General features: G+C 29.4%; 24 protein-coding genes. 16 read left to right on the plus strand and 8 right to left on the minus strand.

The window, feature by feature from the left end; all coding sequences use genetic code 11:
- The 15 genes from ACKTTQ_RS02865 to ACKTTQ_RS02935 all read left to right on the plus strand — a co-directional run bounded on the left by ACKTTQ_RS02865 (position 1) and on the right by ACKTTQ_RS02935 (position 12,746).
- Positions 1-1,395, plus strand: a complete 1,395-nt coding sequence (locus ACKTTQ_RS02865) for an FAD-dependent oxidoreductase (protein ID WP_408048344.1) — start codon at positions 1-3, stop codon at positions 1,393-1,395.
- Positions 1,396-1,920, plus strand: a complete 525-nt coding sequence (locus ACKTTQ_RS02870; RefSeq protein WP_408048345.1) for a DUF1697 domain-containing protein — start codon at positions 1,396-1,398, stop codon at positions 1,918-1,920. It begins immediately after the preceding gene.
- Positions 1,920-2,327, plus strand: coding sequence for a RidA family protein (locus ACKTTQ_RS02875; RefSeq protein WP_093870635.1), 408 nt, complete (start codon positions 1,920-1,922; stop codon positions 2,325-2,327). The genes ACKTTQ_RS02870 and ACKTTQ_RS02875 overlap by 1 nt, the downstream gene beginning before the upstream one ends.
- Before the next feature lie 4 nt (positions 2,328-2,331).
- Positions 2,332-3,027 (plus strand): phytanoyl-CoA dioxygenase family protein, encoded by a 696-nt coding sequence (locus tag ACKTTQ_RS02880; RefSeq protein WP_408048346.1) that lies wholly within the window; start codon positions 2,332-2,334, stop codon positions 3,025-3,027.
- Positions 3,024-4,466 (plus strand): aldehyde dehydrogenase, encoded by a 1,443-nt coding sequence (locus tag ACKTTQ_RS02885; protein ID WP_093872012.1) that lies wholly within the window; start codon positions 3,024-3,026, stop codon positions 4,464-4,466. The genes ACKTTQ_RS02880 and ACKTTQ_RS02885 overlap by 4 nt, the downstream gene beginning before the upstream one ends.
- Positions 4,459-4,677 carry a DUF6500 family protein gene (locus tag ACKTTQ_RS02890; RefSeq protein WP_093870637.1) on the plus strand — a complete coding sequence of 73 codons (219 nt, stop codon included), beginning with the start codon at positions 4,459-4,461 and terminating at the stop codon, positions 4,675-4,677. The genes ACKTTQ_RS02885 and ACKTTQ_RS02890 overlap by 8 nt, the downstream gene beginning before the upstream one ends.
- Before the next feature lie 2 nt (positions 4,678-4,679).
- A complete protein-coding gene (locus ACKTTQ_RS02895; RefSeq protein ID WP_299135756.1) occupies positions 4,680-5,456 on the plus strand; it encodes an SDR family oxidoreductase in 777 nt (258 codons plus the stop codon).
- A gap of 111 nt (positions 5,457-5,567) precedes the next feature.
- The gene (locus tag ACKTTQ_RS02900; protein WP_408048347.1) at positions 5,568-6,128 is read left to right on the plus strand and encodes a hypothetical protein; all 561 of its coding nucleotides are present in this window, start codon (positions 5,568-5,570) and stop codon (positions 6,126-6,128) included.
- A 185-nt stretch (positions 6,129-6,313) separates the two neighbouring features.
- Entirely contained in the window at positions 6,314-6,844 is a 531-nt protein-coding gene (locus ACKTTQ_RS02905; RefSeq protein WP_093870640.1) for a 3-hydroxyanthranilate 3,4-dioxygenase, read from the plus strand.
- Positions 6,845-6,885: 41 nt separating this feature from the next.
- Positions 6,886-7,254, plus strand: coding sequence for a PaaI family thioesterase (locus ACKTTQ_RS02910; protein WP_233487100.1), 369 nt, complete (start codon positions 6,886-6,888; stop codon positions 7,252-7,254).
- A gap of 33 nt (positions 7,255-7,287) precedes the next feature.
- Entirely contained in the window at positions 7,288-8,376 is a 1,089-nt protein-coding gene (locus ACKTTQ_RS02915) for an amidohydrolase family protein (protein WP_093870642.1), read from the plus strand.
- A gap of 4 nt (positions 8,377-8,380) precedes the next feature.
- Positions 8,381-9,493 carry a hypothetical protein gene (locus ACKTTQ_RS02920; protein WP_093870643.1) on the plus strand — a complete coding sequence of 371 codons (1,113 nt, stop codon included), beginning with the start codon at positions 8,381-8,383 and terminating at the stop codon, positions 9,491-9,493.
- A complete protein-coding gene (locus ACKTTQ_RS02925; protein ID WP_408048348.1) occupies positions 9,490-10,227 on the plus strand; it encodes a carbon-nitrogen hydrolase family protein in 738 nt (245 codons plus the stop codon). The genes ACKTTQ_RS02920 and ACKTTQ_RS02925 overlap by 4 nt, the downstream gene beginning before the upstream one ends.
- Positions 10,228-10,349: 122 nt before the next feature.
- On the plus strand, positions 10,350-11,897 hold the full coding sequence (locus ACKTTQ_RS02930; protein ID WP_408048349.1) for a peptide MFS transporter: 1,548 nt from the start codon (positions 10,350-10,352) through the stop codon (positions 11,895-11,897).
- Positions 11,898-11,942: 45 nt separating this feature from the next.
- Positions 11,943-12,746, plus strand: coding sequence for a class I SAM-dependent methyltransferase (locus ACKTTQ_RS02935; protein ID WP_408048350.1), 804 nt, complete (start codon positions 11,943-11,945; stop codon positions 12,744-12,746).
- Between the two features lie 99 nt (positions 12,747-12,845).
- Here ACKTTQ_RS02935 and ACKTTQ_RS02940 read toward each other — a convergent pair whose 3' ends face one another.
- The 6 genes from ACKTTQ_RS02940 to rsfS are packed head-to-tail and all read right to left on the minus strand — an operon-like array spanning position 12,846 to position 17,496.
- Positions 12,846-13,472 (minus strand): YceI family protein, encoded by a 627-nt coding sequence (locus tag ACKTTQ_RS02940; RefSeq protein WP_093870647.1) that lies wholly within the window; start codon positions 13,470-13,472, stop codon positions 12,846-12,848.
- A complete protein-coding gene (locus tag ACKTTQ_RS02945) occupies positions 13,469-13,747 on the minus strand; it encodes an acyl-CoA-binding protein (RefSeq protein WP_093870648.1) in 279 nt (92 codons plus the stop codon). The genes ACKTTQ_RS02940 and ACKTTQ_RS02945 overlap by 4 nt, the downstream gene beginning before the upstream one ends.
- A gap of 19 nt (positions 13,748-13,766) precedes the next feature.
- Positions 13,767-14,564, minus strand: a complete 798-nt coding sequence (locus ACKTTQ_RS02950; RefSeq protein WP_093870649.1) for a phosphatidate cytidylyltransferase — start codon at positions 14,562-14,564, stop codon at positions 13,767-13,769.
- A gap of 3 nt (positions 14,565-14,567) precedes the next feature.
- Positions 14,568-15,155 (minus strand): LUD domain-containing protein, encoded by a 588-nt coding sequence (locus ACKTTQ_RS02955; protein WP_093870650.1) that lies wholly within the window; start codon positions 15,153-15,155, stop codon positions 14,568-14,570.
- Positions 15,156-15,168: 13 nt separating this feature from the next.
- Positions 15,169-17,103 (minus strand): ATP-dependent zinc metalloprotease FtsH, encoded by a 1,935-nt coding sequence (gene ftsH / locus ACKTTQ_RS02960; protein WP_093870651.1) that lies wholly within the window; start codon positions 17,101-17,103, stop codon positions 15,169-15,171.
- 24 nt (positions 17,104-17,127) lie between these two features.
- Positions 17,128-17,496, minus strand: coding sequence for a ribosome silencing factor (gene rsfS / locus ACKTTQ_RS02965; protein ID WP_113785771.1), 369 nt, complete (start codon positions 17,494-17,496; stop codon positions 17,128-17,130).
- An 86-nt stretch (positions 17,497-17,582) separates the two neighbouring features.
- On the opposite strand from rsfS, the gene ACKTTQ_RS02970 reads away from it, so the two are divergent.
- Entirely contained in the window at positions 17,583-18,314 is a 732-nt protein-coding gene (locus ACKTTQ_RS02970; protein ID WP_093870653.1) for a biotin--[acetyl-CoA-carboxylase] ligase, read from the plus strand.
- Positions 18,315-18,330: 16 nt separating this feature from the next.
- Here ACKTTQ_RS02970 and ACKTTQ_RS02975 read toward each other — a convergent pair whose 3' ends face one another.
- Together ACKTTQ_RS02975 and pyrE are read right to left on the minus strand one after the other, a co-directional pair.
- Positions 18,331-18,720 carry an orotate phosphoribosyltransferase gene (locus tag ACKTTQ_RS02975; protein ID WP_093870654.1) on the minus strand — a complete coding sequence of 130 codons (390 nt, stop codon included), beginning with the start codon at positions 18,718-18,720 and terminating at the stop codon, positions 18,331-18,333.
- 15 nt (positions 18,721-18,735) lie between these two features.
- The gene (pyrE, locus tag ACKTTQ_RS02980) at positions 18,736-19,386 is read right to left on the minus strand and encodes an orotate phosphoribosyltransferase (RefSeq protein WP_299135765.1); all 651 of its coding nucleotides are present in this window, start codon (positions 19,384-19,386) and stop codon (positions 18,736-18,738) included.
- Positions 19,387-19,393: the final 7 nt, after the last annotated feature.

Raw genomic sequence — 19,393 nt, forward strand, 5'->3', positions numbered from 1 at the left:
ATGAATAAAAAAGATAATATACTTATTATAGGAGCTGGTTTATGTGGTTCATTGTTAGCTTTACGATTAGCACAAAGAGGATACAAAGTTGAATTATTTGAAAGTAGGCCAGATTTACGAACTAATGATATATCAGCAGGTAGATCTATTAACTTAGCATTATCGGATAGAGGCTTTAAAGCATTGCGTTTAGCTGGAGTTGAAGATAAGGCACGAGAGATATGTATTCCAATGCACGGGCGTTTAATTCATGATGCTAAAGAAAATACATTTGCTTCAAATTATTCAGGAAGACAAGGGGAATATATTAACTCAATTTCTAGAGGAGATTTAAATGGTATTTTGTTAACTGAAGCAGAAAAGCATGAAAATGTAACCATACATTTTAACAAAAAATGTATTTCAGTAGATATTGAAGAAACGGTAGTACGTTTTAAAGATTATAAAACAAAAGAAGAGTTTTCAGTAAATGGAGATGTGATTTTTGGAACTGACGGAGCCGGTTCTGTATTGAGGAAAAGTTATTATTTAGAAAGGAAATTTTTGTTTAGTTATTCTCAAAATTACTTAACACATGGATATAAGGAACTTGAAATCCCTGCAGACGCATTAGGAAATCATCAAATAAGTAAAGACCATTTACATATTTGGCCTCGTGGAGAATACATGTTAATAGCTTTGCCAAATTTAGATGGAAGTTTTACCGTTACTTTATTTTTAAGTTATGATGAAGGAGAATATAATTTTAATAACTTAACAACTGAAAAGAGAATAACTGAATTTTTTGAAAAAGAATTTCCAGATGCGTTAAAATTAATTCCAAGTATAAAAGATGAGTTCTTTAATAATCCAACAGGAGCATTAGGAACAGTAAAATGTTCTCCATGGTTTTATAAAGGAAATACAGTGCTTATGGGAGATGCAGCTCATGCGATTGTTCCATTTTATGGGCAAGGTATGAATGCTTCTTTTGAAGATGTAACAGTTTTTGATACAATTTTAGACAAACATGAAGGTAACTGGGAAGCTGTTTTTAAAGAATACCAACTGGTTAGAAAAGAAGATACAGATGCAATAGCCGATTTAGCAATAGATAATTATTATGAAATGCGTGATCATGTTGCTAACCCATTATTTAAGCAAAAACGTATGTTAGAAATGTCGTTAGAAGAAAATTTTCCTAAAGAGTATTTCTCAAAATATTCAATGGTTACTTTTAATGAAAACATATCCTATTCAGAAGCAATGAAGAAGGGAAGAGCGCAAGATAAAGCATTGTTAAATATGGTTGCTCATAATGATTTGAATTCAGTTTCTAATTTAAAAGAGGTACTTAGAAAGGTGCAAGAAGAAACGAATGAGATTTTAGAGGAAGATAAGATAGCAGGTTTATAGATGAGAAGATACATAGTTTTATTACGAGGTATTAATGTGTCAGGAAAAAATAAAATTCCTATGGCAGAATTACGAGAGTTATTAAACAATTTGAAATTTAAAAATGTACAAACATATATTCAAAGTGGAAATGTTATTTTAGATTCTGACGATTCAAAGGAAGTTATCTGTCAAAAAATAGAAAAAGAAATTACTAGCAAATACGGGTATAAAGTTCCTGTATTTGCAAGAAATCAAGAAGAATGGAAAAAAGCAATTACAGCTTATCCTTTTTCATTAGAGAATGAAAAAATAGTTGCATTTTCTTTTTTAAATAAAAAACCAGCATCTACCGAGATAGAAGTAAAAGGGATTAAAGATGATAAATATAAAGTTGATGGTGATGTTGTGTATTTAAATTGTGTGTCTGGTTTTGGAAAAACGAAACTGACAAATAATAGCATTGAAAAAAAATTAAATGTAGTAGCAACTACAAGAAACTATAAAACAACTGTAAAATTATTAGAGTTGGCAACAAAAGAATAATGGGAGAAAAAAAAGTAACACCAAGAGGAGCTTATCCACATGTTAAGGTAGTAGGAGATTTTATTTTTGTATCAGGAACAAGTTCGCGCCGTGCAGATAATTCAATTGCTGGAGTAGATATTATTGATGAAATGGGAACCAAACGTTTGAATATAGAAACACAAACGCGTGAAGTTTTAAAAAACATTGACAAGAATTTACAAACAGTTGGTGCTAGCATAAAAGATGTAGTAGATGTTTCTACTTTTTTGGTAAACATGAATGATTTTGCAGGTTATAATAAAGCATATGCTGAGTTTTTTGAAAAAGAAACAGGTCCTACACGTACTACTGTAGCTGTACATCAATTACCACACCCTGATTTAGTGGTAGAAATTAAAGTTACAGCATATAAAAAAGCAAACTAATTTAATGAGTAAATTCAGTCAAAATAAAAAAGAGCTAATTAATAAAGGTTATTCAATTACTGAGTCTATTTTTAGTGATGAAGAACGTTTACAATTAATTCATTTGATTGAAAGTTCAGAAAATAAATATGCTATTAGGCAATTAGTAAACAAGGTGCCAGAAATAAAAGAAGTTATTTTTAAAAATGAAAAATTTAAAAAACTATATGCTTCTGTTTGTTGTACTGATTATTTTTTGTCAAAAGCTATCTTTTTTAATAAAATAGGGAAATTTAATTGGTTTGTTAGTCATCATCAAGATTTAAGCATTAGTGTAAAAAAGAAATTAATTATTGAAGGCTATACTAATTGGACTAATAAAAAAGGGCAATTAGGAGTTATACCTCCTAAAGAAATTTTAGAAAACATAATCACTTTTAGAATACATTTAGATAAAACAGACGAAACTAATGGTGCTTTAAAAGTGATATTAGAGAGCCATAAAAATGGAATTATTAGAATTGATGAAAATTTTAAAAAAGAAAATATAGGTAAAGAAGAGTTGTGTATTGTAAATGAAGGTGGAGTTATGTTAATGAAACCATTACTATTACATGCATCTTCTAAATCAATAACAAATCATGATAGAAGAGTAATTCATTTAGAATTTTGTAATCAAGAAATTCCAATGGAGTGGTTAGAAAGAAAAGAGATTATATGAACATAAAAAACTACATAAATGGCGAGTTTCTGTCTCCAATTAATGAGAATTACATAGATAACTATAATCCATCAATAGGAGAAGTATACGGTACAATACCTAACTCGACTAAAGAGGATGTTGCATTGGCTTATAAAGCAGCAAGTGATGCTTTTCCTGAATGGTCTAATAAAACATTGGAAGATCGAAGTAGAATTCTAATAAGAATATCTGAGTTATTAGAAGCTAATCTTGAACGTTTTGCTAATGCAGAAGCTAAAGATAATGGTAAACCAGTTTCGTTAGCAAGTGTGGTTGATATCCCAAGATCTGCAAGTAATTTTCGTTTTTTTGCAAATGCCATTACTCAGTTTTCATCAGAGTCTCATGAAAGTATTGGATTAGGTGCTGTCAATTTTACATTACGTCAACCTATTGGCGTAGTTGGTTGTATATCACCATGGAATCTTCCCTTATATTTATTTACATGGAAAATAGCTCCGGCAATTGCAGCAGGTAATTGTGTTGTAGCAAAACCAAGTGAAGTAACGCCAATGACTGCATATTTATTAGGAGAAATATGTAATGAAGCTGGATTACCAAAAGGAGTATTAAACATAGTTCATGGTTTAGGACAAACTACTGGACAAGCAATTATTGAGCATCCTGAGGTAAAAGCAATTTCATTTACAGGAGGTACAGCAACAGGAGCACATATTGCAAGAACTGCAGCACCTATGTTTAAAAAGTTGTCTTTAGAACTTGGTGGAAAAAATCCGAATGTCATTTTTGCAGATTCTGATTACGATAAGATGCTAACTACAACGGTACGATCTTCATTTGCTAACCAAGGTCAAATTTGTTTATGTGGAAGTAGAATTTTTGTTGAAGAATCTATATATGAGCAATTCAAGAAAGATTTTGTAAAAAAAGTATCTGAATTAAAAATAGGTAATCCTTTTGATAATGATACAAATGTAGGAGCACTTGTTTCAAAACAACATTTAGAAAAAGTAAAATCATACATTGATATAGCCGAAAATGAGGGAGGAAGAATTCTTTATGGAGGAAATCGAGTAGTGGTAGAGGGAAGTGAAAACGGATACTATTTACAACCTACAATTATCGAAGTTGGAGATAATAAATGTGTATTGAACCAGGAAGAGATATTTGGACCTGTAGTAACCTTAATGTCTTTTAAAACGGATAAAGAAGCTCTATTGTTGGCTAATGATGTAAAGTATGGGTTATCAGCAACTTTATGGACTAATAATTTAAACAGAACAATGCAGTTTTCTAAACAATTGAATACTGGAATTGTTTGGGTAAATACATGGATGTTGCGAGATTTAAGAACGCCTTTTGGTGGACAAAAAGCGAGCGGAGTTGGACGAGAGGGTGGTTTTGAAGCATTGCGTTTTTTTACTGAACCTAAAAATATTTGTATAAAATATGAATAATGAAATACGACAAAGAATTGTTGAGGTTTGTGATAAAAAAATAGCTCAAAAAGGAGATCAAGTTGGAGTTTCATTCTACGCATTTTTTAAAAATAAAAATGATGATCCTAAATTACTCATGGAAGTGGCAACTTGGTGGATTCAAACACATCAATTAGATCATTTTGAAAAAGCAATTAAAATTAAAAGAAAGGTTAAGAATAACGAATAGATATGAATTTAAATATACAAAATAGGAATGCCTTAGTTTGCGGAAGTACACAAGGTATAGGAAAAGCTTCAGCAATTCAATTAGCTGAAGAAGGAGTTAATGTAACCTTAATAGCTCGTAATGAAGAAAAGTTAAAAAAGGTTTTAGACGAGTTACCAAATAATAATCAAAGGCATGCTTATATTGTTGCCGATTTTTCAAACCCTAAAGAGTTAAAAGAAAAAATAGAAGCTACATCTTTAGAATTTCATATTTTAATAAATAATACAGGAGGCCCTGCTGGTGGTCCTGTTTTCAATGCTCAATTAGATGAGTTTGAAAGAGCATTTACTCAGCATTTAAAATGTAATCATGTGTTGGCTCAGGCAATAGTGCCGTTTATGAAAAAAGAAGGATATGGAAGGATTATAAATGTAATTTCTACTTCTGTAAAACAGCCACTTGACGGATTGGGAGTGTCTAATACAATAAGAGGTGCAGTAGCTAGTTGGTCTAAAACATTAGCAAATGAATTAGGACAGTTTGGAATAACTGTAAATAATGTATTACCAGGAGCTACAGGAACCGAGCGTTTAAACGAAATAATAAATAACAAAGCAACAAAAACGGGTAAAACAATAGAAGAAGTATCTGAAGCAATGAAAAATGCTTCACCAGCTAAACGTTTTGCAAAACCAGAAGAAATAGCAAATGCAGTAGTTTTTTTAGCAAGTGATAAAGCAAGTTTTATTAATGGAATTAATGTCCCTGTTGATGGGGGTAGGACTAAAAGTTTGTGATGATTTTAAGGTTAAAATACTAAAAAAAATAAGGGGTAGCTAAATATATATATAAATATAGTAACTTTATAACTTAGTAAATAATTAATTAACCAACTTAAATATTAAAGTATGAATCGCAGAAAATTTATTATAACTTCAGCTATTGGAGCAGGTGCATTAACAATGCTTCCAACTTCAACTATTGCTAGTAACAATGTAAACTCTTTGTCTAGTTTAAATAAAATTAAAAATATTTCATTGAGTAGTTTACCATTTAACTTTACAAAGGCACATGAAGGTTTAATAGCAGAGCTGAATCAATTAGGGTATATGTATGATTCTAATAAACTAGTTAAATTATCTAGTAAGTGTTATGCTATTTCGGTACAGAAAAAATCCTTATTAGGGTTTACAAGTGATGAGTTAGCAATACTTATTGAAGAGAACGGAACGAGTAAGTATTATATTTTAGAAGAGAAGTTAGCTGTTGAGTTTAATACTTTAATAAAAAACTATAGCTATAATATGGATACAAATGGTTTTAGCTATGATTTAGCCGAATTCGCTTTTCCTGTAAAAATACAAGAAGCTAAAAAAGGTAAGGAAAGTATTTTTTCTTATAAAAATAAATTGAATAATACTATTACGTTAAAAAGTAGTAGAAAAAAATCTAGAGCAATTATCTGTTAGATTAAAAAAGTAACTAAGGTTTCTTAAAAGGAGATTGTCTAGAAAGTATATCATTTAAAATAAATCAATAGAGTCTTATATAAATCATAAATTTTGATTAAGACTGTTTTTGTAAATTGTTTTTTATGAAAAAGTGTTACTTTTTTAGACAATCTTTTTTTTGACCTATTATAGAATAATAAAAAATGAGCAAGTTAGTACAACCTTTAAATTTTAAAAAGTGGATTGATGAAAATCGTCATTTATTAAAACCACCAGTAGGTAACAAACAAGTTTGGGATAATGGAGAGTATATTGTTATGGTAGTTGGAGGCCCAAATAATAGAAAGGATTATCATTATAATGAAACACCAGAATTTTTCTATCAAGTAGAAGGAGATATGGTGTTGAAAATTATTGATGATAAAGGAGAAATGATAGATGTTGAAATTAAAGAAGGAGATATTTATTTATTGCCAGGAAAAGTACCTCACTCACCACAACGTAAAGCTAATACCGTAGGTTTAGTTATTGAATATCCAAGAGATGAGGGTATGTTAGATGCTTTAGAATGGTATTGTGAAAAATGTGGTACGCAGCTTTATAGAGAAAAATTTGCTTTAGATAATATAGAAACTGATATGCCTATTATTTTTGATAAGTACTATTCTAATACGGAAAAATGTACCTGTTCTAACTGTGGAACAGTAATGGAATCTCCTAGTAAAGTAAAATAATGATTGATGAGATAAAGAAAAGTTTTTCTAAACAGGGTTTTATGAAAACTCTAGGAGCAAAAATTCTTCATATCAAAGAAGGAGAAGTGAAAATACAGTGTATGAAGGTAGATAATCTTACCCAGCAACATGGTTTTTTTCATGCTGGCGTACTAACAAGTATTATGGATGTTGCTTGTGGTTATGCAGCGTTAACAATAATGCCAGAAAATTCAGATGTTTTATCTGTAGAATTTAAAACAAATTTATTACGACCAGCTAATTCTAAATTAGTTGTAGCCACAGGAAAGGTGGTAAAGTCGGGAAAAACTCTAGTGTTTTGTGAAGCTAAAGTTGAAGATGAACAAGGCACATTGTATACTACTATGCAGGCTACAATGATTTGTTTACAGAAAAAGAATGCTAATTAATATTATAAATTATAGTTGCAATTAAAATAAAAAATGAAACAACGAAAACTACGAATAAACGGTCACTCACACTTATTACCTTATCCAGAACAAATTCCTCAATTTATGAAGGAAAAAGAAATTTTTTGGGTAGATGATGAACGTAAACATATGCTTCAAAAAGGATGGAAAAGACCTGTAACTGACTCTAGTTTTTTCTTAGATGAGAAATTGATTTGGATGGAGAAAAATAGATTAGATCATGCAGTGGTTCTAAATCTTTCTCAATTATATGGTAACGGGTTGCGTTTAGAAGAAATGAAAAAAGCATTGCGTTTTCAAAATGATTTTAATGCAAAAGTTCAGCATGATCATCCAGATAAGTTTACTTGTGGTTTTGTAGTTCATCCAGGGTTTATTTACGGAGCATTATATGAAATGGAACGTTGCGTAGAAGAGTTGGGGTTAAAAGTATTGTGTTTGCCAACTCATTTTATGGATTCAATTGGTCAATGGCGTTGTGTATTTGATAAAGAAAATGACCGTATTTTTGAGTTAGCAGATAAGTATAAGTTAGCTATTGAAATTCACCCGTATGATGGAGATAAAATGATAAAATTAGAGAACACTAATTGGCGTTTTCATTTAATTTGGATGTTGGCGCAATGTGGTGATGCTTATCATTTTTATACATTAAATGGAATGCAAGAACGCTTTCCAAATATTAGAACATGTTTTGCACATGGAGGGCAATTAGCTCAAATGAATTTAGGACGACGTATTCAAGGATTTGATGGAAGGCCAGATTTGTTTGAAGGAAAAACGCATCCAAGGAAGGCGGTAGGGCATCCTAATATCTTTTTTGATACGTTAGTTCATGATACAGATTCTTTAAAATTAATGATAGATCGTCAAGGGTCAAATCAAATAATAATGGGGCTAGATGATCCATATCCGTTAGGAGAAATGGAAAGTGATGCCCAATCATCATATCCAGGAAAATTATTAGATTTAGCAATTGATAGAGATATTATCGACCAGAAGCAATATGATGAAATTTGGGAAGATAATACTTTACGATGGTTATTTGGAGATGATGTAAAAGCAAAACAGGATTTGGTAAATAAGATACTTTCAAAATAAAAGTATGTCAGAAGTAACACAGTTTCATAACCTGTCACATATTTTTATCTCATTAATAGGTGCTGTTTTACTATTGGCAATTTATTATAATATAAGAAAACGTTTTTTTTCGGTATTAGAAGATGGAAACGGAATTAAACGAGTAGATAAAGGGTTATTATATTTTAGCTTTGGTATGTTGGTGTGGGTGTTTTCAGGTTCATGGGGACTCATTGCTAATTATTTTAATTTTCAAGACACATTATCGTACCAAATAGGAATAAATATATTATCTACTATAAATAATTTATTTTGGTTATTGGCGCTACATTATGTGCACGATGCTCCTAAGTTTATTTATAGAAATGAAAAAAATGTAAAAATTATTTCTATTATTATAATTATAGCTGCTTCATTAACATTATTGTTATCTTTTATAATTGGTACTAATATTTACTATGGAATTAAACTTGTTGGAATTCCTGATTTCTTATTAACAACTTTTCTATGTTATTTAATGGGGGTTTCATTTTATAGAACCTTTATGCATAGAGATTTAAAGTTAGTAGCTGTTATTTCAATAATTGCAATTTTTTTATTGTTTATTTCACAGTTTTCAGATGTGTTCACAGTCTTGAATAACGATTTTTTTAATCAGCTTATTAGAATTATAACTAAAACCTCGTTAGTTTCCGTTTTTCTAGTTTTAGCAACAAGTTGGGTTATTCAACTAGCGAATACACCAAAACCAAATGAAATGAAAATAAAGTTTCTAGATTGGTCTTTAGTCGAATTAACTATTCCTTCTAAAGGAATTATAGCAGAGAAAATTGATTTTGGTTCAAAAACTACTCAGTATAAAAATTTACTGAATTTTGCATATAAAAGAAAGTTTAATGAAGTTAATAAGCAAAGTATTGTTGTTAGTTATGGAGGTGAGATAAAGAGTCAAACATATTTAACAAGGATTATAGATAATATAAATGTAATACTTCAATTAACAGATGAAAATAAATTAGAGCGTAAAGATTTAATTACTTTTATAGGAGAAAGTAAATATAGATTACGAATTATTCCAGAACATATATTTGTTGATGAAGCATTATTAGAAGAGTATAAAAAACTTGTAATTAAATGAAAATAGCAGCAACTCAAATTGATGTAACTGTAGGTGAAATTGAAAAGAATATTATTACTCATATCAAAGCTATAAAAGAAGCTGTAAAAGAAAAAGTAGATTTAATTACATTTCCTGAAATGTCAATAACTGGATATTGTAGAGAAGAAGGAAGAAGAGTAGCTTTTGAAAGAAAAGATAATAGATTAAATAGCTTAAGAAAATTATCTAAAGAGAATAATATTATAATTGTTGTTGGAGCTCCAATATTGTTAGATGATATGTTATTCATAGGGTCTTTCATACTAAAACCAAAAGGAGACGAGGAAATTTATACAAAGCAATATTTACATTCAGGAGAAGAGATGTACTATAAAAGTTCTTTTTTATACAATCCAAAAGTGACTATTACAAAAGAACAATTATCTTTTGCTATTTGTGCAGATATTGATAATGAAGAACATCCTAAACAAGCAAAAGTAGATAAGTCAACAGTTTATGTTCCTAGTATATTCTTTTCTAAAGAAGGTATTGATAATGGGTGTTCGTCTTTAAAAAGGTATTCTGAAAAATACATGTTACCAATTCTTATGAGTAACTTTTGTGGAGAACATTGGGGTGTTAAAGCTGGAGGTAAAAGTGCCTTTTGGAATGAAAAAGGAAAAAAAATAGTAGCCTTAGATTCTGAAAAAGAAGGGTTAATTATTGTTGAAAAAGATAGTATAAATTGGAAGGTTAAGTCTATTATGTTTTAAAATTCTTAAGTACTGATTTTCAGTGTTACATAAACTCACAAAAGGTTATTTTTTATTACAATTAACTACAATTGTAGAAAGTGGTTTTAGCAGATTTTATATTCGCTCAAAACTATTTTTATATGAAAAATCATACATCAACAAAAGATGTTTTAGGTCATCCTAGAGGATTGTTATATTTATTTTTTGCAGAATTATGGGAACGCTTTTCTTTTTATGGAATGCGAGCATTATTGGTTCTATACATGACCAAGCATTTGTTATTTACAGATGAAATGTCTTTTGGTATTTATGCAGCCTATATGTCATTAGTATATGTAACGCCAATGATAGGTGGGATGTTAGCAGATAAAGTATTAGGTTTTAGAAAGGCAATTGTTTTAGGTGGGGTATTAATGGCTTTAGGACATTTTTTTTTAACTTTTGAACAACCTATATTTTTTTATGGATCACTTTCTTTAATAATTATAGGAAATGGTTTTTTTAAGCCTAATATATCTTCTTTTGTAGGGAAGTTATACAATGAAGGAGACACAAGGCGCGATGCTGGTTTTACTATTTTTTATATGGGAATTAATATTGGTGGAGCTGTAGCTCCATTATTATGTGCATGGTTAGCTGAATTGTATGGATGGCATTACGGATTTGTTTTAGCAGGAATAGGAATGCTTTTAGGGCTTTTAGTGTTTAAAAAAGGATTAAATAATAATGTATTTGATGAGCATGGTGCTGTTCCGAATTTAGCGGTATATAATCAAAAAAGGTTTGGTATTAAAATGGGAAGTTTAATAACAGTCTGCGCTTTATTATTCGTGCCTGTTTTTGCTTTAATTGTAAGATATCATCAGTTTGAACACTATTTAGTTTGGATTGTTTCGTTGTTTTTGGTTTTATATATAATTAATGTTTTACGAAATGTAACTGTTTCTGAACGCCAAAAATTATTAGTAGCTGTTTACTTTACAGTATTGTATACTGTTTTTTCAGCAATATTTGAACAAGCTGGTAGTTCACTAACGTTATTTGCAGACAGAAACGTGAATTTAATAGGAATAAATGCTGCTCAAACTAATAGTATAAATTCAAGCTTTATAATTTTATTTGCCATACCATTTTCAATGTTGTGGATGTACTTAAATAAAATAAACAAAAATCCAAATTCAGTAATCAAATTTGGTATAGGTGTAGCTCTTTTAGGATTAGGGTTTGTAGTTTTTGCAATGTCTGCATACCAAGTTGATGAGTTTGCTAAAACGCCAATGCTTTATTTAATAATAGGTTATTTAGTGTTAACTATGGGGGAGCTTTTTTTATCTCCAATAGGGTTGTCTAAAATAACAGAATTATCTCCAACTAAATATGTAGCTTTTATAATGGGAGTTTGGTTTTCTGCTAATTTTTATGGGCATTTTTTTGCAGGGAAAATAGCAAATTTAACAACTGTTTCAGAAGGTGATTTAGGAATGTTTTCAAATGGATTACTAGGAGAAATAACAACATTTATAACAGGAATGTCAAGTGAAGTAATTTTATCTAAAGAACCAATATTTCATCAATTATATTCTTATGTTTCTGTGTATTCTGGTTTTGGATTTTTTACTTTTTTAATAGGTGTGTTGGTAATGATATTTTCAAAAAAAATAAAAAGAATGATGCAAAATGTACATTAGTATTAGCTTAAGGGTTTAGTTTTTATTTTTTTATATATTGGTACTATGGAAACTACTGAACATTATTTTAAAACAAATAAAGAAACTTGGAATAAAAAAGTTGCTGTGCATGCTAAAAGTGAAATGTATAATTTAAAAGCATTTAAGGAAGGTGAAAATTCATTAATGAAATATGAGTTGGATGCTTTAGGAGATGTCTCAGATAAATCATTATTACACTTGCAATGTCATTTTGGACAAGATACTTTAAGTTGGAGTAGAAAGGGGGCTAAATGCACTGGCATCGATTTATCAGATGAAGGAATTAAGTTAGCAAGAGAGTTAAATGAAGAATTAAAGCTAGATTCTAAATTTATATGTTGTAATGTATATGATGTAAATAAACATGTTTCCGAGCAATTTGATATCGTGTTCACAAGTTATGGAGCCATTGGTTGGTTGCCAGATTTAAAGCCTTGGGCAAAAATAATAGCATCTAGATTAAAAGAAGGAGGGGTTTTCTTTATTGCAGAATTCCACCCAATCGTGTGGATGTTTGATTATCTAAAGAAACCTGCAGAACTTAGTTTTGGATACAATCAAAAGGAAGTTATCTATGAAGAATATTCAGGTACTTATGCAGATGAAAAAAATGAAGTTATCAGTAAGGAATATGGGTGGAATCATGGTTTAGGAGAGATAATTACAGCCTTAACATCTGAAGGATTGCAGATAGAGTACCTAAATGAGTATGACGAAAGCCCCTATGATGTTTTTCCTGACCTTGTAAAAACTGAAAATGGAATGTTTACGACAAAAGATAAATTATATCCATTAATATTTACATTAAAAGCAACAAAAAAGAGTTAAACAAGCATCTCTGTATATTTAAATAAGAAAATGTATTTAAGAAACTAAAAAAGGTCGTCTAAAAAATTAGACGACCTTTTTTATTATGTTTATTTCTTTTTATTTAAATACAGAAACTATATTTATAGCTACTTCATCCCAGGTTTTAGAAACTCCATCTGCTCCCTTATGCAAGTCTTTGCATATTGTGTTTAATGAATCTAAAGCTTTTCGTGCTTCCCAGTTACTTACTTTCATAGTTGCATTTAAACTAAATTTTTTTCCATCTAAAGTATAAGTAAAAGGTAATTTTTTAGTAACATTATTCATTGTGATGTCAGAATACCCAATAGAATCATTCTCTAAAACTAATTTTCCAGAAAGTAATTCAGTTTTGTCCATGATACCAAAAAAGAATTTTTTAATTTTAAAATCTCTTCCAGAGTCAGAAGTGAAAATACTGCTTACAGGAATTGAAAATTCAGCGTTATTAAGTGCTTCTTTAGCAGAGTTTCCTTCACCACCAGCGGTGATGTTTACTTTTTTAAATTGACCTTTTACAGGTATTTTTTCTGTGGTTTTATAAGCTGTCCAGTTTACTTTATTATCAGCATTTTTTAATGAAAAAGGAGCTTGTTTTTTTTCAACTTTAGCTTCCTTTTGCTCTTCTTTTTTTGTTTCTTTTTTACAAGAAGTTAGCTGTAAAGTAATAGCACATAATAAGAGAGGAAAGATTAATTTTTTCATAAGTATTGTTTTATAATAGTATTTACTAAGTTAATATATTCTTTTTTTGCATCTTCAGGACTCATGCCTTTCAACTGTACCCAAGCATTGAATTTAAATGCACTTCTCAGGCCTGTAGTTGTGTTATTATTAGCGTTAAAAGAAAATTGATCTCCTTTCATAGCTTGTTTATAATACGCATATAATTTAAGCATAATATCTTGAGGTAATTTACCTTGCATGTTTGAAGCTATTTTATAAGCCTCCTGAAATTGTATGTCTAAATCATTTATCATAAATAATATGTAAATGGTATTACATTAAAAAGTGTATATACAAATATACAAAAGGAGCAAGGAAATATAAACTATCTAAACGATCAAGTAATCCACCATGTCCTGGCATTATGGTTCCGCTATCTTTAACATTTGCTCTTCTTTTAAACATCGATTCAACTAAATCACCAAAAGTACCAGCTGTAGAAACAATTAAAGCAATGATAATCCAGTTAAATATAGATAATACAGAAGAATAATAACCAATTAAAACACCAACAATTAAAGAGAAAAATAAACCTCCAATAAATCCTTCAATAGTTTTTTTAGGAGAGATTCTTTCAAATAATTTAGTTTTACCAAAATTCTTTCCAACTAAAAAAGCAAAACTATCGTTAGTCCATATAAGAACTATAATATATATTATAACATATGGATGATAGTTGTTGTTTATAAAAGGAAGTAAAGTTAAAAAAGTAAAAGGTAAAATAATATAACGAATACCTACATCTAATTTATCCATAAATGTTTTTGGATATTCTGAATTTTTACTTCTATAGAGGTTATAAATCATCTGAAAAGAACAAATTAATGTAATAATCAGTATGAATAAAAGAGTTCTTCTAGATGCTATTTCTTTAGTGTAATATATAGCTATAGGGAGTATTATATATGGAATATAATTTTTGAAATTAATGATTTTATTAAATTCCCACAAGCATATAGCAGAGAAAACTGCAATTAAGGCAGTATATGATTCTGCTGAGTATAATATTGCTGAGATAAAAATAATAGCATAAACAAGTCCAGAAATACTTCTTATTACTAAGTTTCGCATGTTTTAGAGGTCTTCAAAAAGAAGTAAGTATAAATTTTTTGAATTGCTATTACCGTAATTCAAAAAATCATCATTATTCTTTTGTATTGTATAATTGGTTATAGAACTAATATTAGTAGGGATATTACCTTTAAAATGGGTTTTAATACCTGTTAAACCTTCACTAATGTTTTTCACTAATTGACTTGTGGTTGCGTAAATAATAAAGTTCTCAGATAATTCAGATATTTTATTACTTCCTAATTGGTTTGAAGAAAATAATATGTCTCCTTTATTAGCAATTAAATGCTCACAACTAGTAAAAAAAGGAATAGTATTGTTAGGTGTATCTTGAGATTTTATTTTTAATTGCTGGGTGATTTTTAATAAATCAAAATCAGTACAAGTTATATTTTCCCAGTTATTCTCTTTCAAAATATTTTCTAAATTGATGATAACTTCATTAATACTTGTAGAATATAAAAATTTTCCTCCTTTGTTAATAAAATGATGTACAAACAAATCATCTAAAGAAAGATTAACCGGTTGACGATTAATTTCTTCTTTAGATGATTCTGTATATGATTTAAATAGTTTTTTAAAAAAATTCATTAAAACAAAAAACTTATTCTTCTGTTATTGGATTTGTATTTTCTTTTGTTTCGTCTTTTTCAAATGGTCTTTTACCAAATAATTTAATTAAATCGTCTTTAAAGATAACTTCTTTTTCTAGTAAACGATCAGCCAATAGTGTTAACTTATCTTTATGTTGCTCTAATATTTCAATAGCTCTAACATATTGACCTTCTATTATTTTTGAAATTTCTTCATCTATAGTTTTAGCAGTAGCATCACTATAAGGTTTTACAAAACCGTCATTACCAGATGAATCATAATATGTAATATTTCCTACTTTATCGTTTAATCCGTATACAGTAACCATTGCTCTTGCTTGTTTAGTTACTTTTTCTAGATCACTTAAAGCTCCAGTAGAAATTTTGTTAAACATTAATTTTTCAGCAGCTCTTCCTCCCATGGTAGCACACATTTCATCTAGCATTTGTTCGGTTTGAACAATCTTTCTTTCTTCTGGAAGGTACCATGCTGCACCTAGTGATTGCCCACGTGGTACAATAGTAACTTTAACTAAAGGAGCTGCGTGTTCTAACATCCAACTTACTGTAGCATGACCTGCTTCATGAAAAGCTATTACTTTCTTTTCTTTAGGAGTAATTACTTTGTTTTTCTTTTCTAAACCTCCAACAATTCTATCAACAGCATCTAAGAAATCTTGATGTTCAATAGCTTCTTTATTATTTCTTGCAGCTATTAAAGCAGCTTCATTACATAAATTGGCAATATCAGCACCAGAAAACCCAGGAGTTTGTTGTGCTAAAAATTCTAAATTAGCATTGTCTGCCAATTTCAAAGGCTTTATATGTACTTCAAAAATTTCTCTTCGTTCGTGTAAGTCAGGTAAGTCAACATAAATTTGACGGTCAAAACGACCAGCACGCATTAAAGCTTTGTCTAAAACATCTGCACGGTTTGTTGCGGCAAGTACAATAACATTTGTATCAGTACCAAAACCATCCATTTCAGTTAATAATTGGTTTAACGTGTTTTCGCGTTCATCGTTACCACCAGTCATACTATTTTTACCTCTTGCTCTACCAATAGCATCTATCTCATCAATAAATATAATTGAAGGAGACTTTTGTTGAGCTTGTTTAAATAGGTCTCTTACACGTGAAGCACCAACACCTACAAACATTTCAACAAAATCAGAACCAGATAAAGAAAAGAAAGGTACACCAGCTTCACCAGCAACAGCTTTAGCTAATAACGTTTTCCCTGTTCCAGGAGGTCCTACTAATAAGGCCCCTTTAGGTATCTTTCCACCTAATCTTGTGTATTTTTCAGGACTCTTTAAGAAATCTACAATTTCTTGTACTTCTTCTTTAGCACCTTCTAAACCAGCAACATTTTTAAAAGTAGTTTTTACTTTAGTATCTTGATCAAAAAGTTTAGCTTTAGATTTACCAATGTTGAAAATTTGTCCACCACCACCGGCACCACCACCAGATCCTGACATTCTTCTCATAAAAAATAACCAAATAACAATTAGTAAAATAAAAGGTAAAAAACTTATAATGGTATCCATCATACTAGTTTTACTATCATTCCCTTTATCAAAATCTAAAGAATATGTATCTTTTGCTTTTTGAAGTTCTTTTTCAAAATTTTGTAAATCCCCAAAATTATATTTGTAAAGTGGAGCCCCTTTTCTGTAAAAAGGAGAATTACTTAATTTTTTATGAGATTCTTTACTCAAAGATTCATCTTTAATAAATATTTCTGCGTATGATTTATTGTATATAAAAATTTTAGAAATATCATTATCCTTAAGAATTTGATTGAATTCGTTTTCAGATAAATTTTTAGAACCCATTGAACCTGAGTTAAAAAAAGTTAACCCTATAAATAAAACTGCTATTGGAATATATATCCAAAGAGAATTAAAGGTTAGTTTAGGTGTGTTTTTTTTCTTATCACTCATAAAATTTGTTTCAAAATATATTAATTATGCCGGATTTATTTGCGTTATTTTTGCATCTCCCCAAAGGCTTTCAATATCATAAAATTCACGTGTTTGTTTTTGAAAAACATGTACTACTACGTTTACATAATCCATCAAAACCCATTCAGAGTTTCCTTGACCTTCTACATGCCAAGGTTTATCCTTTAGTTCCTTACTAACGACTTTTTGTATTGAACCAGATATAGCATTAACTTGTGTGTTTGAATTACCAGAGCAAACTATAAAATAATCGCATACGGTATTTTCAATTTCTCTTAAATCAAGTAGTTGAATGTCTTCTCCTTTTACGTCATCAATCCCCTTTATAATCACAGCTATTAAATCGTCTGTGCTTGCTTGTTTTTTAGTCATTAAAAAAAATTAAATTTTAGCAAAGTTATTATTTTTTTGCGAGTAAATAGTGTATTATTGATACTACTTTTACTTATAAAATATTTATGAAAATAATCAAACTTGATGCCATTGATTCAACAAATACTTTTTTGAAAGAAATGGCAGGAAATTCAATACTAGAAAATTTTACAGTTGTTGTAGCTAAACATCAAAGGTTAGGTAGAGGGCAAATGAAAACTGAATGGAATTCTAAAGAGGGTAAAAACCTGACTTTTAGTGTTTTTGTTAAGTTTAAAGGTTTGTTGGTAACAAGTCAGAGATATTTAAACTTTTCTGTTGCTATAAGTGTATATGAAGTACTTAATGAGTTGAAATTGCCAAAAATGTCTATAAAATGGCCTAACGACATTCTGGCAGAAGGAATGAAAATATGCGGAATTTTAATAGAGAATTCTTTGAAAGGCAATGAAATACAATCGTCAGTAATAGGTGTTGGGTTAAATGTTAATGAATCTTTTTTGTCTAATAAAGAATTAAAAGCTGTTTCAATTAAAGATATTTTAAAAGAAGAATTAGGTTTGGATGATTTATTAAAAAAAGTAGTTGTTAGATTAGAAAAAAATATAGAAATTTTAAATGCAAAAGAGTATGACTATCTTGAATCAAAGTATTTAGATGTGTTGTATAAAAAAAACGTTCCGAGTATGTTTAAAACAAATCAAAACGTTTTATTTATGGGTAAAATAGTTGGAGTATCTAAAAATGGTAAACTCCAAATAGAATTAAGCGATGAAACTATTAAAGAATTTGAAATTAAAGAAGTTTCATTTGCTTAGTACTAAAAATATACTGTTATAATTTAGCTATATTTTCTGTTAGGGTTTCGATAAATTTAGTTAAAGGTTTTTTTACCATCATGGCCATCATAGGATTAAAATCTCCATTAAATTTTAATGTAACCTCACTTTCATTTTCAGATATTTCTTTGATGTCTGAAGCCAAGGTAAAAGGTAATTTACTACTAGCAGCACCTAAAGTTACATTTGAAAACTCAGTTTTCTCTTTCATAACCAATCTAATTTCTGGCATACCTTTTAATCCAAAAATAAAACTATCACCATCAACTTCAAATTTTTGAGTGTTTTCAGGCATTAATTGCTCATAATTCTCAAGTTTAGTAAAAAAATTAAAAAGTTCTTCCGAAGATTTTTTTACTCTTACAATATTTCCTTCAATATTCATTAATCTATTTTTTAACTATTCTTCTTTTTGTTTCCAAGTACTAGGAGAAACTCTCCAATCTTCTAAAGTACGAAGTTCTTCACTAGTTATATATTTGCTATCTAAAGCTTGTTCTAATAAAAACTCGTAATTACTTAAAGTGGTTAATTCGACATTATCATTTTTAAAGTTTTCAGAAGCTATATCAAATCCATAAGAAAATATAGCAACCATACCTTTTACAGTAGCGTTTGCTTCTTTTAAAGCTTTAACAGCATTCAAGCTACTTTTACCAGTACTTATCAAATCCTCAATAACCACAACATTTTGTCCACTTTCTAAGTAACCTTCTATTTGGTTTTTTCGACCATGTTTCTTTGGCTCTGGTCTTACATATATAAAAGGAACACCTAATTCTTGAGCAACCAATACACCTATGGCTATTGCTCCAGTAGCAACACCTGCAATAACATCAGGCTTACCATGCTTATCTTCTACAATTTTTGCTATTTTTTCTTTTAAAAAATTTCTAACTGAAGGGAAAGATAATGTAATTCTATTATCACAATAAATTGGAGACTTCCATCCTGAAGCCCATGTAAATGGCTCTTGAGGGCTAAGTTTAATCGCTTTTATTTGTAAAAGGAGTTCAGCCGTTTTTTTTGCCGTATCTTTGTTAAAATCCATGTCGCAA

This window comes from Tenacibaculum halocynthiae (genome assembly GCF_964512825.1).
Lineage (GTDB): Bacteria > Bacteroidota > Bacteroidia > Flavobacteriales > Flavobacteriaceae > Polaribacter > Polaribacter halocynthiae.